Genomic DNA, 19,097 nt, shown 5'->3' on the forward strand with positions numbered 1-19,097 from the left:
GCTGGCCGCTCGTTCACTCGGCCCGATCAGGCCGAGGCGGCGCGTTCGTCGTAGCCGTGCAGCGTCTCGGCCGTGACGACCTCGAGCGCTCGACGCAGCTGTGAACTGGACGTGTGGGCGGTGTACGGGAAGTACACGACCTCCACCCCCACCTCGGCGAACTCGCGTTCCAGCCGCAAGCCCTTCTCGGTGCCGCGCCAGTCGTCACCCTTGAAGAAGTGCGTGAAGCCGACCTGGCGCCACACGTCGAGCTTGTCGGGCACGGTTTCCACGTGCACGTGATCGACGTAGCGGACCGAGCGGACGATCTCGGCGCGTTCCGCCGTCGGGATGAACGGCTGGACGCCCTTCACCTCGCGCAGCATCTCGTCGCTGACGACCCCCGCGATCAGAAGATCGCACTGCTCCTTCGCGTGGCGAAGGATGTTGAGGTGCCCGACGTGGAACAGGTCGAACGCCCCAGCGGCATAACCAATGCGTGTAGCCATGACTTCCCCCAAAGTCTCAGCGGTATCAACGTGCAAGCCCCCCAGCCTGCACTACCCCGCGCTCAGTGTATCCACAAATCCCGCTCGCGTGGGAGAGCGGATTCCCGACGGCCTCAGCCGCGGATGCTCGCGTGGTGCTCGCGGAACCAGGCGACGGTGCGCTCGAGCCCCTCGCGGAGGTTGATCTGCGACCGCCAACCGGCATCCGCCAGTCGCGAGACGTCGAGAAGCTTCTGCGGCGTGCCGTCGGGCTTCGACGTGTCCCACTGCGTCTCGCCCTCGTACCCGACGACGTCGGCGATCGTCTCCGCGATCTCGCGGATCGTGACGTCGCTGCCCGTTCCCACATTGACGTGCTCGGGACCGTCGTAGTGCTCCATGAGGTGCAGCAGGGCGGAAGCGAGGTCGTCGGAGTGCAGGAACTCGCGGCGCGGCGTGCCGGTGCCCCAGTTCGTCACCGACGACGCCCCCGCCGCGGCGGCCTCGTCGTAGCGGCGGATGAGCGCCGGCAGCACGTGCGAGCCCAGCGGCGAGAAGTTGTCGTTGGGTCCGTACAGGTTCGTCGGCATGGCCGAGATCCACGGGAGCCCGTCCTGACGGCGCACCGACTGGACGTGCAGGATGCCGGCGATCTTCGCGATCGCGTACGCGTCGTTCGTGGGCTCCAGGTGACCGGTGAGGAGCGCGTCCTCGCGGATCGGCTGGGGCGCGAACTTCGGGTAGATGCACGACGACCCGAGGAACAGCAGCCGTTCGACGCCCGCCTCGCGTGCGGCATCCATCACGTTCGTCTGGATGCGCAGGTTGTCGCTCAGGAAGTCGACGGGATACGTGCTGTTCGCGAGGATGCCGCCGACCTTCGCCGCGGCCAGCACCACGTACCGCGGCGAGGTCTCCCGGAAGAACGAGAACACCGCGTCGCGGTCCTTGAGGTCGAGCTCCGCCGATCGACGACCGACGAGGTCGGTGAAGCCCGCACCCTCGAGCGCGCGCCACACGGCGCTCCCGGCGAGGCCGGAGTGCCCGGCGACGTAGAACGTGGCGTCGCGGTCGAGCGGTCCCGGCGTGAAGGCCACGCCGTCGCCGGTCGTCGCCGCGCCGGCCGCCTCGCTCATGAGAGCGGCCAGCCCGCGAGCGGAACGCGGTCGATCCACGGCGTACCCGCGTGCTCGAGCGCCTTGATGTCGGCGTCGACCATGAGACGTGCCAGGTCGAGCGGCCCGACGGTGGCCTTCCAGCCGAGCTTCTCCTCCGCCTTCGACGGGTCGCCGATGAGGGCGTCGACCTCGGTGGGGCGCAGGTAGCGCTCGTCGAACCGGACGTGGTCCTCCCAGTTGAGGCCGGCGTGCGAGAACGCGGTCTCGAGGAACTCGCGCACCGTGATGCCGACGCCCGTCGCGAGCACGAAGTCGTCGGGCTCGTCGACCTGCAGCATGCGCCACATGCCCTCGACGTACTCCGCCGCGTAGCCCCAGTCGCGGATCGCGTCGAGGTTTCCCATGTAGACGTGGTCCTGACGGCCCGCCTTGATCGCGGCGACGGCGCGGGTGATCTTGCGCGTCACGAACGTCTCACCGCGGCGCGGCGACTCGTGGTTGAAGAGGATGCCGTTGGTGGCGAACATGCCGTACGCCTCGCGGTAGTTCTTCGTGATCCAGAAGCTGTACAGCTTGGCCGCCGCGTAGGGCGAGCGCGGGTAGAACGGCGTCGTCTCGCTCTGCGGCGGCGGGGTCGCCCCGTAGAGCTCCGACGACGACGCCTGGTAGAACCGCGTGTCGATGCCCGACATGCGGACGGCCTCGAGCACGCGGATGGAGCCGGTGCCGGTGGTGTCGGCGGTGTGCTCGGGCTCGTCGAACGAGACGCGCACGTGCGACTGGGCCGCGAGGTTGTAGACCTCGTCGGGATTGATGCTGGCCAGCAGTGTCGTCAGTCGCGCACCGTCGCTCAGGTCGCCGTAGTGCAGGAACAGCTTGGCCGACGGGTCGTGCGGGTCGACGTACAGGTGGTCGATGCGCGACGTGTTGAACGTCGACGCCCGCCGGATGAGGCCGTGGACCTCGTACCCCTTGCCCAGCAGCAACTCGGCCAGATACGACCCGTCCTGCCCCGTGATGCCCGTGATGAAAGCGCGTTTGGTCACGTGTGACCCTCCCCTGGATTCGATCGTGCCACGGTCGGCCGCATGCGCATCCCCTAGCGCGGGCCGTCCCCGAAGCCCCCCTTGCAGGCGATACTAGCGACTTTGCGAGGGTGCCCGTTCTCGCGAGGCGATGAACAGCAGGGATGCGATGAGCATGACGAGGATGCCGGTGGCCTGCAGCAGCGACCCGCGGAGCAGGATCAGCAGGTAGAACGGGAACACCGCGCCGGCGATCTCGACGATGGGCGAAGGGTTGCCCTCGCGGAAGCGGACGTCGAGGCGGCCCAGCAGGTACGCGAGGACGATCGAGCCCACCGCCACCCCGATGAACCCGAAGCTCAGCAGCAGTTCCGCCCAGATGGGAGCGGAGAGATTCGTGAAGCCGTACTCGCGGAACTCCGCCAGCAGCACGCCCGAACCGGTGGGCTTGTCGCGCCAGATCGACCGCGGAACCCAGAAGAACAGGATGCCGAGGAACTGCCGCGCGAAGCGGAACGGCATGGTCGCGTCGTAGAGGATCGCGTTCGACAGCTGGCCGAAGGCGTCGTAATCGCCGTTGCCCTCGTACTCCGCGAGGAACCCCGAGCGCTCCGTGTTGACGACGTTCATGCGGCGGAAGAGGTCGGCGATCGGGAAGACGAAGAGCAGCCCGAAAACGATGCCGAGCATCATGACCGACGTGCGCACGCGGGTGCGGTAGGCGCCGAGCGGACCGAGGAAACTGCCCCACACGACCCCGAAGTGGTAACGGGCGCTCGAGATCGGGTTGGTGATCAGCATGGCCGCCAGCGTCGTCGACCAGGCGATCCAGCGGTTGCGCTTCCCCTCGGCGCCGCGGGAGAAGTACCACCAGCCGTGGGCCGCGATGAGGATCGGGAAGCTCGATGCCGCCGAGATCATCGCGTTGGTGGTGGGGTCGGCCCACCGTGCGTTCTCGACCAGCGAGAACTCCGCGCGGCTGGAGAACAGGACGCTGACGCCCAGGGTCCCCACGTAGTAGGCCGAGCATGCCAGGGCGACGACGGTGAGGATGCTCAGCCGCGCACGACTGATCCCGAAGCGATCGCGTGGCGCCGAGGCCGCGGCGTCGGCGACCCGAGCGGCGCGGCGCTGGTGGGCCAGCGCGAAGCCCACGCCGAACGACACGATGCCCAGGACGCCCGTGGCGGCGGTCACCATGTCCAGCTGCGGGTCGAGCCCGGCCGTCGTCGTCGCCATGGCGTCGGCGCGCAGCTGCACCGTGGGGGCGAGTCCGAAGAAGACGTAGGCGAAGAGCCAGAAGATGAACTCGAACATGCGGCGCTCGCCGCGCGCGACCAACACCGACAGGCGGATGGCCGCCACCCCGAGCACCCCGAACGTGACGATCCACGCGCTGCTGCGCCCGCTGTCGGGGCTCGAGAGCACGAGGACGGGGACCACGATCCCCAGCGCGACGAACGTGAGGAAGCCCAGCGCGAGCACGAGGGTGCCCTCGCGCTGCTCCGCCGTGCGCGTCTCGGTGGTCGTCACGTGTCGTCGGTCTCCGGTGGCTGAGGAGGGGAATCGGCGTCACGGCGCGCGTCGCGCCGTCGCGCCCGAGTCTCCCACACGAGGCCCACGACGACGCTCACGGCCACGGCGGCGGCGAAGCCCCAGGCTGCTCCGGATGCCGCGGCCGCCACGGCCAGCGCCATCGGGAGGACGAGGGTCGCCGCCGCGAGCACCCCGCGCATCGCGGTCGAGGACGTGTGCCGGGCGGCGGCGCGGAAGTGGGCGAGGAGCGCCGTGTAGACGACCATCGCGAGTCCTTGCACCGCGTACGGCCAGCGGAGGTCGGCCGCGGCATCCCACGTCTCACCGAGCACGAGGCGACCGGCTTCGGCGGGGAGGAGGAGGACGACGGCGCTCCACACGGCGCAGATGCCGAAGAGGATGAGCGCCGTCTCGCGCAGTCGCGCCCGGTAGCGGCGCGTGCCCCGGTTGCGCACGAGATCGGGGACGACGGCGATGCGCACGGCGTTGAAGGCGGTGTTCAGCGGTGAGAACAGGAGCGACGCGCCGCGCAGCGCGGCGACCCCCGCCAGCCCCAGCGGCGCCGCCAGCCCGAACCACACCACCGTGTTCGACAGATTGAGGCTCGCGTACTCGCCCGAGAAGCGCACCGCGATGTCGCGGTTCTCGACGAGCCAGCGTGCGCCGGCGATCGGGCGCGGCGTCACGCGGGCGTAGGCGATGGCGACCACGAGAGCGATCACTCCGCCGCCCGTCCACGCGGCGGCGACTGCCCAGGCGGGCGCCGACACCGCCACGAGCCACACCATCGCCGGCAGGGCGACGATCGCCCACACGGCATCCGACACCAGGGCGTGCCCCGACCGGGCGCGCGCGATGAGGATGTAGCGCACGATGTCCTGCACGAACACGAGCGGACCGGCGACCGCCAGCACGACCCACAGCAGCGGGTCGCCCCCGGACAGCAGGCCGCACACCGCGAGCGCGATCGCCGAGACGACCCCGACGGATGCCGAGACGCCCGCCGCCGCGCCGTCGACCTCGCGGGGGCGCTCGCCGACGTGGGAGAAGCGGACGAGCAGAACCTCACCCACGAGGGCGCGCTGGAAGCCGAGGAAGAAGAGCAGCAGCACGTAGCCGAGGCTGAAGCGGCCGAACTCCGCCGTCGTCGCGACACCGGCGACGAGGGCGACCAGCGCGAAGTTGGAGAGGCTCGAGACGATCTGATCGAGGATCGTCACATAGCGCGAGTGGGCGAACCGTCGCATCAGCGGTGCCGCATCACGCGGCGGCGGCGCGGCGTTCCCGGTCCTCCCGCCGCAGCGTCCGGTACCACTTCGAGAGCAGCATCGTCGTCGTGCCGACCTTCGCGAGCGCCGCCAGGGCATAGACCACGACGAACACCGGCACCCACGCGGTGAGCAGGAAGATCCAGCACGTGACGCCGTAGTCGACGGGCAGCATGAGCGCCGACCGCAGCCGGGAACCCGACGTGACGCGCGTGCTCGGGGCGCTCGTGGTGAGCTTCTCGAAGAGGCTGCCCGAGAAGAACGTCGCCGACGCGGCGACCACGAACACGGTGCACAGCGCGAAGGCCACCGGCGTCGGGACGGCCTCGGTGCGCAGCAGGAAGGCGAGCGTCGCGATGTGCAGCAGCACGATCCGCACCCCGTCGATCACGTGGTCGAGCCACTCGCCCGACGCCGACCCGCCGCCGCGCAACCGCGCGAGCTGACCGTCGGCGGAGTCGAAGAAGAACCCCACGACGAGCGCGACGCCCACGAGTGCGCTCCACGGTGAGCCGTCGGCCCAGACGAGCAGGGAGAGGATGCCGGCGAACGTGAAGAGGGCCCCGATGCCGGTGAGGTGGTTCGGGGTGATCCCGCGGGGAGATGCGGCCGCGATGACCCGTCCGACCGGTCGGTTGACCGCCAGCGTGTACAGCGGCACGCCGGTGCGGCGCTTCTGAGCCTCTCGCAGCAGCGTGAATCTGTCGCGGAACGTGGACGCAGCGGTGTCGGTCATCTCGTGCTTTCCCCTCAGCACTCGGACCCGTCAGTCCGAATCGGCGGGACGTCGCTCCCCGGCGGACGCCCCACCGGCATAGTAGCCGTCGAGCAGATCGCCGATGCGCGCGATGGAGAAGCCGTCCTCGATCGCGCGCCGGCCGCGCGCGCCGAGAGCGCGGCGTGCAGACGGATCGGCGAGCAGGCGGCCGATGGCATCCGCCAGTGCGGCTGCGGCCTGTTCGGGGTCGTCGCCGGTGGCCGGCTCGGCGAACACGGCCACGGCGTCGCCGAGGCGGTCGGCGATGTGGCAGGTCTCGGAGATCACCGTCGGCGTGCCCACCGAAAGGGCCTCCAGCACCGACATCGGGAACGGTTCGCTGAAGCTCGGCAGAACGTAGACGTCGGCACGCGCCATGCGGTCGCGCCCGGCGCCCGGCGGCACCGATCCCTCGTAGCGCACCCGGTCGCCCGAAGCCGCCGCCGCGATCCGCTCCTGGAGCGCGGGCAGGTCGCCCTCGTCGGGGCCGACGATCACGAAGTCGGCATCGACGCCCGCCCGCAGCAGCCGGTGAGCCGCATCGGCGAACAGGAGCACGCGCTTGCGCGGCTGGAGGCGCGCGAGGAACAGGACTTCGGGGCGCCCGTCGCCGGCACGCTCCACGGCGGGCGGCACCGACACGCCGTTGGGGAGATCGAGGATGCGCACCTGCGGCTCGACGGCGCGGAGCCGTCCGGCATCCGTGTCGGTCAGCGCGAACGTGCCCGTTGCGCCGCGCAGCACGGGCCGCACCCACCGGTCGAACACGCGCGCCCGCAGGCGGGAGTCGGGCTTGACCATGCCGTGGGGCTGTAGGAACAGGCGAGGCCCGCGACCGCGCCGGAACGCGTGAGCCACCGGCAGCGTCACCAGGTCGCGTGCGAGGTGCACGTGGATGACGTCGAAGTCGTTGCGTCGCCGCCGCAGCGCGCGTCGCAGGCCGGGAGCGATCAGCCCGCTGAAACCCGCGCCGGGAACGGCCTGGCGTGCCGGGAAGAGGTGCGCGACGACGCCCTCGGGTGCGAAAGCGGCGACGCCGTCCCAGCCCGCGAACACCTCGACGCGGTGTCCGCGGCGCGCGAGTTCCGACGTCTGCTCGCTGAGCACCGCCAGCGGGCCGCCGAACGCGCCGTCGGCGCTGATGTAGGTGAGGACGTGCGCGATCCTCATTCGTCGCCGGTCTCGAAGCGCGTGCCGACGATGACCGGCGCGGGAGCGGAGACGATGCTGTTCTCGGGGATCGTGCCCCGCACGACAGTGAGCGGCGAGATCACGGCGGAGCGCCCGATGTGGGCGCCGCCGAGCACGACGCAGCGCGACGTGAGCCACACGCCGTCTTCGATCACGATGGGGTTGGTGATGAGCCCCATGTCGGTGCGGAACGCGTGCGCTCCGGTCGTCAGGTAGGTCTCCTGCGAGATCGAGACGTCGCTGCCGACCGTGATCCGGTCACGGTTGTGGAACCACACGCCGTCGCCGATCCAGCAGCGGTCGCCGATCTCGAGGTTCCACGGCGACTTCACGCGCAGGCGGGGGCGCATGACGACGCCCGTGCCGATCTTCGCGCCGTACTTGCGCAGCGCCCAGGCGCGCAAGGACGAGCTGATCTGCAGTCGGTTGGACACGAGCAGAAGCTCCACGAGCGACCAGCTGAAGGTCACCCACTTCGATCTGCGCAGCGGTTCGGGCGCACCCGGCGCCAGCGAGAGGTCGATGACGCGCGTAGGAGACATGCATCCTTTGTACAGACGGGCTCGCATCGGCGCCAGCCGAGCGGATGCCGGGCAGCCGCGATGCGATGCGCGGGCAGGTGCCGCTCAGCCGCCGATGCTGCGCAGGACGCGTCCGGCGATCGCCTCTTGGCCGTCCGTGCCGATGAGGCCTTCGCCGTTGACATCGTCGTCCGTGATCGCCGCCGGCGAAAGCAGGCTCACGTAGCGGACGCCGGACTGCGTCGCGGCCGCCTTCAGGATGCCCTCGATGGTCGTGACCTCCGGCGGCGCCGGATTCACGGCGGCCGGGCCCACCACGACGACCTGCGCGCCGGGGAGTCCCACCTGCAGCGCGGTGAAGACAGCGACGGCGCGCGTGCGCAGTTCGCTGCGCGACACCGACGCGTCGGCGATGTCGGCGGACACGATGACGATGTCGGCGTCGGCGGCCACGGCATCCGGCACGGCGTCGAGGATCGCGGGGCAGAAGTCCTGCTCGCACGGCGTCGTGTCCGACCCGGTCGCGAAGCCGGAACCCTCGGCGGACAGGTCGAGCAGCGTCGCGTCGAGATCGTCGGCGACGAGCTCGGGCCAGGTCTGCTCGGCGTCGTCCTGAGCCTTCGCCGACGGGTCGTCGCCGAGGAAGGCGATCGTGGTGGTCGCTGGATCGGGGTTCACGACGCTGGGCGGCGTGACCCCGCTCCCGGCGCCTTGAGCCGATACGGACTGCACGGCGACATACGCCGCGCCGAGCGCGACGATCGCCAGTACCGCCACCCCGCCGTATGCCCAGAGCCGGGTGCGGCCCCGAGTTGAGAACCCCGCCATGGGCACTATCCTGACATAGCCCGCCTGCGGCCTCCTCGACGGGGATCGACGAGACCGAGCCGGACACGAGGGAGGGGGTGCGGGGTGATCCGAGCGGAGACACTCGCACTGTTGCGTTCACGCTGGCTGACGATCGTCGTCTTCGTCCTCGTCGCGATCATCGCGGCGGCGGCATACGTGTACTTCAGCCCTCGCGAGTACAGCGCGAGCACCCGCCTCGTCGTGAGCGCCTCCACCAGCAGCAACGGCTCCGATCTCGCCCAGGGCGGCACGTTCGCTCAGCAGCAGGCGCGCAACTACGCCAACATCGCGACGAGCGATCTGGTGCTGGAGCCCGTCGTCAACGCGCTCGACCTCGACATGACGGTCGCCGCGCTCGGCCGCAAGGTGTCGGCCACCATTCCGCTCCAGACGTCGATCATCTCGATCGAGGTCACCGACTCGAGCCCCGTGCGTGCCGCGACGATCGCGAACTCCGTCACGACGAGCCTCGCCAACGCCGTCGGCAGCCTCGTGCCCGCCGACGCCGACGGCAGGGCACCCGTCAAGACCGAGATCGTGCACCGCGCGACGGTGCCCTCGCGGCCGTCGTCGCCCAACGCGACCATCGCTCTCGGCGCGGGCGCCCTGCTCGGCCTCGTCGCCGGTGTCGCGTACGTCATCATCGCCCGTCGCGTCTCCTCGCGCGTCCGCACGGCCTCCGAGGTGCGTCGCCTGGCCCACGCGCCCGTCATCGGCACCGTCCGCGAAGACGACCCGCGCGTGCGCGGCGTCATCACCGACTCCACGAGTCGCTCGGTGCGCGCCGAGGAGTTCCGGCAGATCCGGACGAACATCAACTTCCTGCAGGCGGGCAGCGCGCACAAGGCGTTCGTCGTGACCTCGTCGGTGCCCGGCGAAGGCAAGAGCACCGTCTCGTCGAACCTCGCCGCCAGTCTCGCGTCGATGGGCCGCTCGGTGTGCCTCGTTGAGGCCGACCTCCGCAAGCCCTCGCTCGCGGGGGTGCTCGACCTCGAGGGGAGCGTCGGCTTCACCACGGTGCTCGCCGGTGAGGCCACCCTCGACGACGCCCTCCAGCCGTGGGGAACGTCGGGACTGCAGGTGCTCCTCTCGGGCGAGCTGCCCCCGAACCCGAGCGAGCTGTTGAGCTCCGAGGCGGCGATGGAGATCATCGCCGAACTGCACGAGCGCTTCGAGGTCGTGATCGTCGACTCGCCCCCGATCCTTCCCGTGACGGATGCCGCGATCCTCGGCAACCTCGTGGGCGGCGTCATCCTCGTCGTGGGTTTGGGCAAGGTGCGCGAGCGCGAGCTCGCCGGCACCGTGGAGGCGCTCGCGGTCGCGCACACGCCTCTCCTCGGCGTCGTGACGAACTTCGCGCCCGTCGCGGCGACCAACGTCTACGGCTACGGCACGCTGCCCGAGCCGCGCGCTGCGGAGACCGAGGAGTAGCCGATCATGTCGGCGGGGGGCGGCATCCTGCTGGTGTGCACGGCCAACCGTGCACGCTCGCCCATGGCGCAGCTCATGCTCGCGCGGCTGCTTCCCGCCGCACCCGAAGGCATCCGTCTGCGTTCGGCCGGCACGCGTGCCCACGAGGGCGAGCCGGTGACCCGCCAGGCGCTCCAGGTGCTGGAGGCCCGTGGCTTCGACGCGGCGTCCTTCCGATCGAGGCCGCTCACCGCCGAGCTCGTCGCGTGGGCCGATCTCGTGCTCTGCGCCGAGCGCGCCCACCGCGGCGACGTCGTGCGCCTCCTGCCACGCGCGCACCGCAAGACGTTTACGCTGGCGCAGGCCGCGCGGCTCCTGTCGGTGGCCGAGCTGCCCGACCGCGGAGCCGACTCCGTGCCGGCGCTCGCCGAAGCGCTCGCCGCGGCCCGCGGCATCCTTCCGCAGAGCGTCGACGACGACATCGACGACCCGGCCGGCGGGACGATGGCCGACTACGAGCGCGCCGCCGACCGGATCGCCGCCGCGACGCGGGCCGTGGCCGGCGCGCTGCGGCGATCCTGACGGGCGGGAAGGCTCAGTCGCGGCTGGTCGCCGCGGCGTAGAGCAGGTTGACGATCTCCGGCGACGAGACGACCGGCTCGTCGGTGGTCGCCGTCGCGAACACCGTGCCGCCGCGGGCGGCCGACGCCGACACCTTGCCGGTCTTCAGCGGCACCGTGTGGGCGCTGACACCGGCCGGGGCATCGATCGTCGTGGTGGAGGCGCCGACCCGCAGGGTGACCGTCGCCGGTGCCTTCAGGATCGTCACGACCTCGACGGTGTCGCGCGGCGCCGTGAGGTTGCCGCCGAGGGTGGCCGACAGCGTCACGGGCGGGAGGAGGGCGGCGGCCTTGTACGACTGCGTGCGGTGCGTGACGATGATCTCGTCGCCGCGGATGGCGGGAGCCTTGCCCGTCTTGAACCACGAGGCGTAGTAGGCGCTCAGGTCGAGGAACGCCGAGCCGTGCATCTCGGATGCCGCGAAGCTCGTCGCCTCGCTGTAGTCGTTCCAGGTGATCAGCTGCGCGAAGTCCGCGTCGTTGTCGATCGCCCGCTGCCACGTGGTGCGCAGGGTCTCGGTGTTGGCGGCCTCGGCGTAGACGCCCGACTTGTGGCGCACGTCCTGCACCGCGATCGGCTCGATCCACTTCATGCCGAGGTCGTGGGCCAGACCCGTGCGGTCGGTCGCCTTCTCCACCGAATCGGGGGAGCGCTTGCCCCAGTTGCTCGCCGCGTACGTGAACGGGGCGAAGGCGCGGAGGTTGGCCTCGGAGGAGTCGAGGAAGACGGCGACGAAGGCGGCGGAGACGCCGTGGTTGTTCTTGAGCGCCGCGATCAGCTCCTTCCACCAGGATGCCGACTTGCCCTCGGCTTTGAACGAGGACAGCAGCACGCGCCCGTCGGAGAGCTTGTAGGCGGCCTTCGACTTCATCAGCGGCGCGATGGCGGCGGCGATCGTTGCGGGCGACGCGTTCGCGACGCTGCTGGTGGCATCGATGTTCGGGATGACGCTGAAGCCGTCGGACCGGGTCGCGGCCGCGTTGGTCAGGCCGACGGTGCGGTCCCAGTTGCCGCCGGAGAGGCTCAGGACGTCGACCATGAAGCCGTCGACTCCGGCAGCCACCGCGTCGTCGATCTCGGCGTTGAAGTCCTTCGTCTTCCAGTCGCCGCTCAGCGGGGCGCGCTTCTCGGGACGGTCGCGCAGCAGGCCGCTGTAGGAGGCGTGCTTGCCGTTCTCGCCGCCGACGGTGAGGTAGTTGCGCGCGTAGTAGTCGCTGTCCGGCGAGAGGTTGTCGAACGAGACCGGGTACGGCGGGAAGTAGTGGGCGAAGATCCGCTTTGCGCTCGCCTTCACACCGGGGACCGTGAACGGCAGGTCATCGTCGCCGACAGTCGGCGGGGTGGTCTCCGTGGGGGTCGGCGTGGGCTTCGGCGTGGGCGTCGCGGTCGGCGTGGGCGTCGCGGTCGGCGTGGGCGTCGGCGTGGCCGTCGGGCGCGGGCTCGCGGTGGCGGTCGGCGTCGCCGTCTGCGTCGCCGTCGGCGTCGGAGTGGGGGCGGGTGTGGGGGTCTGGCCCGTGGTGGTCGTCGAGTAGGTCACGCGCAGGGTCGGCATCGCCGAACGGAGGTTGATGAGCGTCCCGACGCCCGGCTGCGAGTGCCGCAGCTCGAACGAGGAGGCGCGGGTCGTCGCGACGGCGCCGGAGGCGGAGAGCGGGATTGTGATGGTCGTGCCGGCGATCGCCTTCACCGTCGCGGTGTTGACCGCGCCGCCGAGCCGCTCGGGGCGGTTGGCGTTCGTGAGGCTCGCGGGCGACCACGAGTTCGCCGTCGGGTAGACGACGATGCCGCCCTTGGTCGACTTCGTCGAGCGCACGTTCAGCGACAGCGACACCGACATGATCTTCGCGGCATTGGGCAGCGCCGAGGTCGGGAACGTCAGGTAACCGGCATCCGCGGCGTAGGTCGTGCTGAGCCAGTAGGCGTTGCTCTTGGCCGTGCGCGGGGCGCGCGTGGTGGACCAGCCGCCGGCAGTGGCCGTGAACTCGACCGTGCGCGTCTCGGTGGCCGCGGCCGCCGGGGCCGGCGACGTGATGCCGTTGACGATCGCGGGCGCGAGGAGCGCGGCAGCGGAGAGCACCGCGAGGGCGCGGGCGGCACGCCGACGACGGCGATCGCGGGCCGCGGTGCGGCGGGTGCGGTCTCGGAGGCTTGTCGTGGGGTCGGTCGGGGTGGTGGGGGTGTGGCTGGGGGCCATTTAAGGTGTCCGCTTCGAGCGTCTCGACCGTGCGCGGCATCGCCACGCATTGTCGGAGGTGGGCAGGTTCGGGTTGCTGTTGCCATCGCTCCGGGGGGTTGGAGCATAGTGCATCTCACGATGGTTTCCGATCAGTGTGGCCCGCGCTTTTCGACTGGTCAAGTTCCTATATGAGAGTCCTCTCACGCGTTTCGGTCTCGTGAACATCAGATTCGGTGGTATGCGCAGCGGCTCTCGGTGTGCTACGGTCTGCGACGTACCGTTTGGTCATTCGACCTACGCCGATCATGGGGACGGCGGATACGGTGCACGTTCGTCCGCACACGGTTAGGGGTAACCGGGACGAGCGGGGGGAATCTGGGGAATCGGGGAACCGATGCGTACTCGCATCTTTGCCAGCGCTGTCGCTGTCTTCGCACTCGTGGTCGGCGTTGTCGTCGCCACGCCGGCCGCACCGGCACAAGCCATCTCGGCGGGTGTCAGTTTCAGTGCCGACAATCTGGGCACGTGGCAGACCAACGGTGTCGTTCGCGCCGTCGCCGCTTCCCAGGGGAAGGTCGTCGCGGTCGGCGAGTTCACGCAGATCCGGCCCGGCGCCGGCATGAGCGGCTCGGCGCGCAACGTGACGGGCGTGGCCATCTTCGAGGCCGACACGGGCGCACCGTCGACGTGTCAGCTGCCCGCGACGCTGTCGGGCGGCACCGCCCGCCTGTACGCCGCCGAGGCTTCGCCCGACGGCTCGACCGTCGTCGTCGGCGGAAACTTCAACAGCATCGGTGGCGTCTCGCGCACCCGCATCGCCGAGATCAATGTCGAGACCTGCACCGTGACGAGCTTCAACGTCTCCGGCGTCTCGTCGTTCGTCTACTCCCTCGAGGTCACGGCGGATGCCGTCTACTTCGGAGGTCTCTTCCAGACCGTCGCCGGCCAGCCGCGTCGCAGCTTCGCCAAGGTGAACCGCGCCGGCGTGCTCGACGAGACCTGGATCGCCGATGCCGTGGGCAACATGGAGACGCGTCCCGAGCCGGGCATCGAGTGCCGCACGACGGCCGACGCCAACTCGCGCGGCCTCGCGATCGCCGCGTCGCCCGACGGGTCGAAGATCGCCCTCGGAGGGTCGTTCTACACCGTCAACGGCACCAACACCCACAGCATCGCGCTCGTCGACGCCGGCACCGGCGCCGTCACCCGCGCGTACCCGTCCAACCCGCTCAACTGGGGCGACGGCAGCAACTTCATCCACCCGTGCTCGATCACGAAGGCCATCGTCAGCGACGGCTCGTCCTTCTACATCGGCAACGAGGGCAGCGGCGGCGGCGTCTTCGACGGCACCGCCGGCCTCAGCTGGTCGACCGGAAACCAGAACTGGCGCGACACCTGCCTCGGGGCCATCCAGGCCCTCCAGATCGAGAACGGCAAGCTCTACCAGGCCCACCACCACCACGACTGCTCCTCGACCGGGCAGTTCCCGGACGGACGTCGCATCTACCTGAGCGTCACCGACACGCAGGACCCGATGCAGAAGCAGCTCGGCTGGTGGCCGACGCTCAACGACGGCACCGGTGAAGGCATCGGCGGCCGCGGCCTCACCGTGGCGACCAAGAACGGCCAGAAGTACCTCTGGGTCGGCGGCGAGTTCACCGCCGTCAACGGCGGCGCCCAGCAGGGTCTTACGCGCTTCGGCACGACCGACACCGGCAACCCGCCGACGCCGTCGATCAACGTCCGCGCGGTCACTCCGGGAGCCCTGCAGATCGTCGCGCGCTCCGTCTACGACCCCGACGACTCGCCGCTGCAGTACATCCTGTACCGCAACAACGTGCAGCTCGGTGACCCCGTCAGCGTGGAGACTTCCTGGTGGACCCGTCCGCAGGTGACGTTCGTCGATTCGACGGCGACGCCCGGTGTGAGCTACTCCTACCGCGTCCGCGCGGTGGATGCCGCGGGCAACCAGAGCGCGCTCTCGGCGGCGCAGAACGGCGTGGCATCCGCGACGGCATCCAGCTACGCGGCCACCGTCGTCGCCGACCAGCCCGACCTCTACTGGCGCTACGACGACGCCGGTGCCTGGGTCATCGACCGCTCCGGCAAGGTCGGATCCGCCAAGAACGGCATCGCGCAGAACGGCGTGACCTACGCCGCCGGCGCGATCCCCGGCGACAGCAGCAGCAGCGCCGTCTTCGACGGAGCCAGCCAGTACATCTGGAACGACCAGATCGCGACCGGACCCTCCACCTACACGATCGAGACGTGGTTCAAGACCTCGTCGACGACGGGTGGCTCGATGGTCAGCTACGGCAACGGGCGTCCGCGCACCGACAACGGTAACGACACCATGAGCGGCAGCTACGACCGCATCGTGTACATGGAGAACGCCACCGGCCGCATCCGGTTCGGCATCTACAACGGCCAGGTCCGCACGCTCCGCTCCGACCTCGCCTACAACGACGACCAGTGGCACCACGTCGTGGCGACGCAGGGCAGCAACGGCATGCGTCTGTACATCGACGGTGCCGAGGTCGGCCGCAACAACGTCACCAACGCGCAGCAGTACTTCGGTACGTGGCGCGTCGGCGGCGACAACCTGAACTCGTGGCCCGAGAACGGCGGCAACAACAACACCGCCTCCCGCTTCTTCGACGGCCAGCTCGACGAGACCGCCGTCTACGGATCCGTGCTCAGCCAGAACAAGGCCATCGACCACTTCCTCGCCGGTGGCGGGGAGATGGACCTCAACGAGGCTCCCGCCGACGCCTACGGCGCGGCCGTGTTCGGCGACAACCCGACGTCGTACTGGCGCTTCGACGAGGCCAGCGGCTCGGTGGCCGAGGACTCCTCGTTCCTGGGCGCCCGTGACGGCGTGATCGGTTCGGCCGTGACCCGCTTCACCGAGGGAACGAAGATCCCCGGCGGTGCGATCACGACGCCCGGCACCAACAGCAACGGCAGCGGCATCGTCCGCACCGGTCTCGTGGCCGCTCCGTCCGAGTACTCGCTCGAGTTCTGGGTGAACACCACCACGACCTCCGGCGGCAAGATCATCGGCTTCGAGAACAGCCCCACCGACAGCGGGAACAGCTACGACAAGCAGGTGTACATGCTCAACGACGGGCGCCTGCGGTTCGGCATCTACAACGGTGCCGTCCAGTCGGTGACCACCACGAGCGCGCTCAACAACGGGCAGTGGCACCACGTGGTCGCCACGCAGGGCTCGGCGGGCATGCGCATCTACGTCGACGGCGTGGAACAGGGCGCCAACGCGGTCACCAACTCCGAGACCGGAGACGGTTACTGGCGCGTCGGCGGCGGCAACCTGGGCGGATGGCCCGATTCCTCGAGCAGCCACTACTTCAACGGCAAGCTCGACGAGGTCGCGATCTACCCGACCGCCCTCACCGGCCCGGCTGTCACGAACCACTACGCGATCGGGCTGCAGGACTCGACCGCACCGACCGTGCCGACGAACGTCGCGCACACCGGCACCACGTCGGTCGACCTCACCTGGTCGGCCTCGGCGGACGCCAACGGCGTCGCCGGGTACCGGATCTACCGCGGTACGAGCGCCGGGTTCGACATCGAGCCGAGCGCCCTCGTCGGTGACGTCACGACCACGTCCTGGTCCGACCCGAACGCCACGCCGGGCACGCGCTACTACAAGGTGACGGCGTATGACGTCGCCGGCAACGAGAGCACGTCGGGCTCCGCCCACGAGGTCGTGCTCGCCGACGTGACGGCTCCGAGTACCGTGTCGGGTCTGGCGACCTCCGTCGCCGGCACCGATGTGGCACTCACCTGGAACGCCGCCACCGACGACGTCGCCGTCGACCACTACGACGTGTACCGCTCGGTCACGCCCGGCTTCGCCATCGCAGACGGCACCCGCATCGCGCAGCCGGCCACCGCCTCCTACACCGACGTCAACGTCGGAGAGGGCACGTGGTACTACCGCGTGGTCGCCGTCGACGCCGTGGGCAACGTGGGCACCGCCAGCGCGCAGGCCACCGCGGTCGTCGACATCGACACCGACGCGCCGAGCGTGCCGACCGGTGTCGAGGCCACGGCAGCCGCCGACGGCACCGTCGACGTCGCCTGGTCGGCATCGACCGACGACGTGGGCGTCGTGGGCTACCGCGTCTACCGCGGCACCTCGGCCGGCTTCACCGCCGACGCCGACTCGCTCGTCGCCGACGGGGTCACGGCCACCACGTGGACCGACCCCGCCACGACGATCGGCACGCGCTACTACAAGGTCGCCGCGTACGACCTCGCGGGCAACGCCAGCGATGCCAGCGACGCCGCCTCGGCGACCGTCGCTGACACCGAGAACCCGACGACTCCGACGGGTCTGACGGCCACGGCATCCGGTTCGGACGCCGAGCTCAGCTGGACGGCGAGCACCGACAACATCTCCGTCGATCGCTACGCGGTCTACCGGGGCACCACGGCCGGCTTCTCGATCACGGGTCTGACCCCGATCGCGCAGCCGACCGGCACCTCCTACACGGACGAGGATCTGGCCGACGGTCAGTACTTCTACCGCGTGGTCGCCATCGACGGTGCGGACAACCGCAGCGCGGCGACCGGGTCGCAGGGTGTCACGATCGACACGTCCGAGCCCGTCGAGCCCGTCACGGTGACCGCCGACGCCCAGGCTGACACGATGGTCGCCCAGGGCGCCGCGAACACGGTCTACGGCGCGAGCAACCAGATCTCCGCTCGCGGCGGCAGCACGAGTCAGATCGAGTCGTACCTGCGCTTCGCGATCCCGGAGGCGCCGGCGGGCACGACGCTCACCGGTGCCACCCTCCGGGTGACGACGTCGACCGACTCGACGGCGAACTCCACCGGCACGCACCAGATCTCGATCCTCACCGGATCGTGGTCCGAGGCGACGACGACGTGGAACAACCGTCCGACCACCGGATTCGGTTCCAGCATCGGTCAGCTGACCGGCGCGACCGCGCTCAACACGACCTACACGGTCACGCTGGACGCCTCGGCCCTGGCCTCGCTCACCGGCTCCGACGTCTCGTTCGCCCTGCGGACGACGTCGACCGACAACGTGCGCCTCGTCTCGAAGGAGGGCACCGGCACCACGCGCCGTCCCGCCCTGATCCTCGAGTTCACGCCGGGCACCACGCCGGAGCCCGAGCCCGACACGGCGGCACCGAGCGTGCCGGCGGGCCTGGAGGGCACCGGCACGGCGGCGGGGAACGTCTCGCTGGACTGGACGGCATCCACCGACAACGTGGGCGTCACCGGTTACCGCGTCTACCGCGGCACGACGGCCGGCTTCACGGCCGACTCGTCGAGCCAGGTCGGCACGCCCTCGGGCACGTCGTTCTCGCAGTCCGACGTCGCCGTGGGCACCTGGTACTACCGGGTCGCCGCGGTCGACGCCGCCGGCAACGTGAGCGCCGCCTCTGCGGCCGTGGCCGTCGAGGTGCCGGAGGCTCCCGAGGAGCCCGTGGAGCCCGTCGTGACCGAGGTCGTGGCACTCAAGGACGCGCTTGTGGCGCAGTCCTCCACGTCCACCAACTACGGGGCGGCGACCTACCTCTCCACCCGCGGTGGCACGTCGGGGGCGCTGCAGAGCTACCTCGCGTTCGAGCTGCCGGCCGCGCCCGAAGGACGCGTGCTGACCTCGGCCGTGCTGCGGGTGCGCACGACGACGGACTCCACGTCGGGGTCCACGGACACGCACGACGTGCGTCTGGTGGGCTCGGGCTGGAACGAGTCGACCCTCACGTGGGCCACCCGTCCGACGGACGTCGGGGCCACTGTCGGCACCCTCTCGGGACTGACGGCTCTCAGCACGACGTACGAGCGTGAGCTCACCGCGTCGACGCTGGCGCCGCTGAGCGGGACGACGGTCGGTTTCCTCGTCACGGACAACGGCACCGACAACCTGCGGTTCTGGTCGAAGGATGCCGGTACGGCCGCCAACCGACCGACTCTCGTCCTCACCTACACGGCCGCTCCGTGAGGTTGAGTACCTGACCCCTCACCGATGAAGGCTGAGCCGCCCCGGGCTCCCCCCCTCATCGGTGAGATCCGGACGGCCCCACGCCGTCCGCGCGAGCACCCCCGGCTGCAGAAGGGGGTGCTCGCCTCCCTTGCCGGCCGCGCGTCCGCCTCGG

Annotated in this window: 13 protein-coding genes; 3 read left to right on the forward strand and 10 right to left on the reverse strand. The window is 70.4% G+C overall.

Features of this window, described 5'->3' with window-relative positions; all coding sequences use genetic code 11:
* Positions 1–26 precede the first annotated feature (26 nt).
* The 9 genes from ACSQ18_RS01105 to ACSQ18_RS01145 form a co-directional block, all read right to left on the reverse strand.
* Entirely contained in the window at positions 27–488 is a 462-nt protein-coding gene (locus tag ACSQ18_RS01105) for an adenylyltransferase/cytidyltransferase family protein (protein WP_144806924.1), read from the reverse strand.
* 113 nt (positions 489–601) lie between these two features.
* On the reverse strand, positions 602–1,603 hold the full coding sequence (locus ACSQ18_RS01110) for a GDP-L-fucose synthase family protein (protein WP_436038374.1): 1,002 nt from the start codon (positions 1,601–1,603) through the stop codon (positions 602–604).
* Positions 1,600–2,631 carry a GDP-mannose 4,6-dehydratase gene (gene gmd, locus ACSQ18_RS01115; RefSeq protein WP_144806926.1) on the reverse strand — a complete coding sequence of 344 codons (1,032 nt, stop codon included), beginning with the start codon at positions 2,629–2,631 and terminating at the stop codon, positions 1,600–1,602. The genes ACSQ18_RS01110 and gmd overlap by 4 nt, the downstream gene beginning before the upstream one ends.
* A 93-nt stretch (positions 2,632–2,724) precedes the next feature.
* A complete protein-coding gene (locus ACSQ18_RS01120; protein WP_436035228.1) occupies positions 2,725–4,143 on the reverse strand; it encodes a hypothetical protein in 1,419 nt (472 codons plus the stop codon).
* Entirely contained in the window at positions 4,140–5,393 is a 1,254-nt protein-coding gene (locus ACSQ18_RS01125) for a hypothetical protein (protein WP_436035229.1), read from the reverse strand. Before ACSQ18_RS01125 ends, ACSQ18_RS01120 begins: the two co-directional genes overlap by 4 nt.
* Positions 5,394–5,406: 13 nt before the next feature.
* Positions 5,407–6,150, reverse strand: a complete 744-nt coding sequence (locus ACSQ18_RS01130; protein WP_436035230.1) for a CDP-alcohol phosphatidyltransferase family protein — start codon at positions 6,148–6,150, stop codon at positions 5,407–5,409.
* A 30-nt stretch (positions 6,151–6,180) separates the two neighbouring features.
* Entirely contained in the window at positions 6,181–7,341 is a 1,161-nt protein-coding gene (locus tag ACSQ18_RS01135; RefSeq protein ID WP_436035231.1) for a glycosyltransferase, read from the reverse strand.
* Positions 7,338–7,904 (reverse strand): acetyltransferase, encoded by a 567-nt coding sequence (locus ACSQ18_RS01140; protein WP_144806931.1) that lies wholly within the window; start codon positions 7,902–7,904, stop codon positions 7,338–7,340. The genes ACSQ18_RS01135 and ACSQ18_RS01140 overlap by 4 nt, the downstream gene beginning before the upstream one ends.
* 84 nt (positions 7,905–7,988) lie before the next feature.
* Positions 7,989–8,711 carry a hypothetical protein gene (locus tag ACSQ18_RS01145; protein ID WP_436035232.1) on the reverse strand — a complete coding sequence of 241 codons (723 nt, stop codon included), beginning with the start codon at positions 8,709–8,711 and terminating at the stop codon, positions 7,989–7,991.
* A 111-nt stretch (positions 8,712–8,822) separates the two neighbouring features.
* Here ACSQ18_RS01145 and ACSQ18_RS01150 point away from each other — a divergent pair, with 111 nt between their 5' ends.
* Positions 8,823–10,163: a polysaccharide biosynthesis tyrosine autokinase gene (locus tag ACSQ18_RS01150; RefSeq protein ID WP_436035233.1), complete on the forward strand. Its 1,341-nt coding sequence runs from the start codon at positions 8,823–8,825 to the stop codon at positions 10,161–10,163.
* A 6-nt stretch (positions 10,164–10,169) separates the two neighbouring features.
* Positions 10,170–10,724 carry a low molecular weight phosphatase family protein gene (locus ACSQ18_RS01155; RefSeq protein ID WP_436035235.1) on the forward strand — a complete coding sequence of 185 codons (555 nt, stop codon included), beginning with the start codon at positions 10,170–10,172 and terminating at the stop codon, positions 10,722–10,724.
* Positions 10,725–10,737: 13 nt separating this feature from the next.
* Here ACSQ18_RS01155 and ACSQ18_RS01160 read toward each other — a convergent pair whose 3' ends face one another.
* Positions 10,738–12,957 (reverse strand): endo-1,3-alpha-glucanase family glycosylhydrolase, encoded by a 2,220-nt coding sequence (locus ACSQ18_RS01160; RefSeq protein ID WP_436035237.1) that lies wholly within the window; start codon positions 12,955–12,957, stop codon positions 10,738–10,740.
* A 376-nt stretch (positions 12,958–13,333) separates the two neighbouring features.
* Here ACSQ18_RS01160 and ACSQ18_RS01165 point away from each other — a divergent pair, with 376 nt between their 5' ends.
* Complete coding sequence (locus ACSQ18_RS01165; protein WP_436035238.1) at positions 13,334–18,943, forward strand: CBM96 family carbohydrate-binding protein; 5,610 nt, start codon at positions 13,334–13,336, stop codon at positions 18,941–18,943.
* Positions 18,944–19,097: the final 154 nt, after the last annotated feature.

The sequence above is a fragment of the Microbacterium sp. LjRoot45 genome, from assembly GCF_964253325.1.
Lineage (GTDB): Bacteria > Actinomycetota > Actinomycetes > Actinomycetales > Microbacteriaceae > Microbacterium.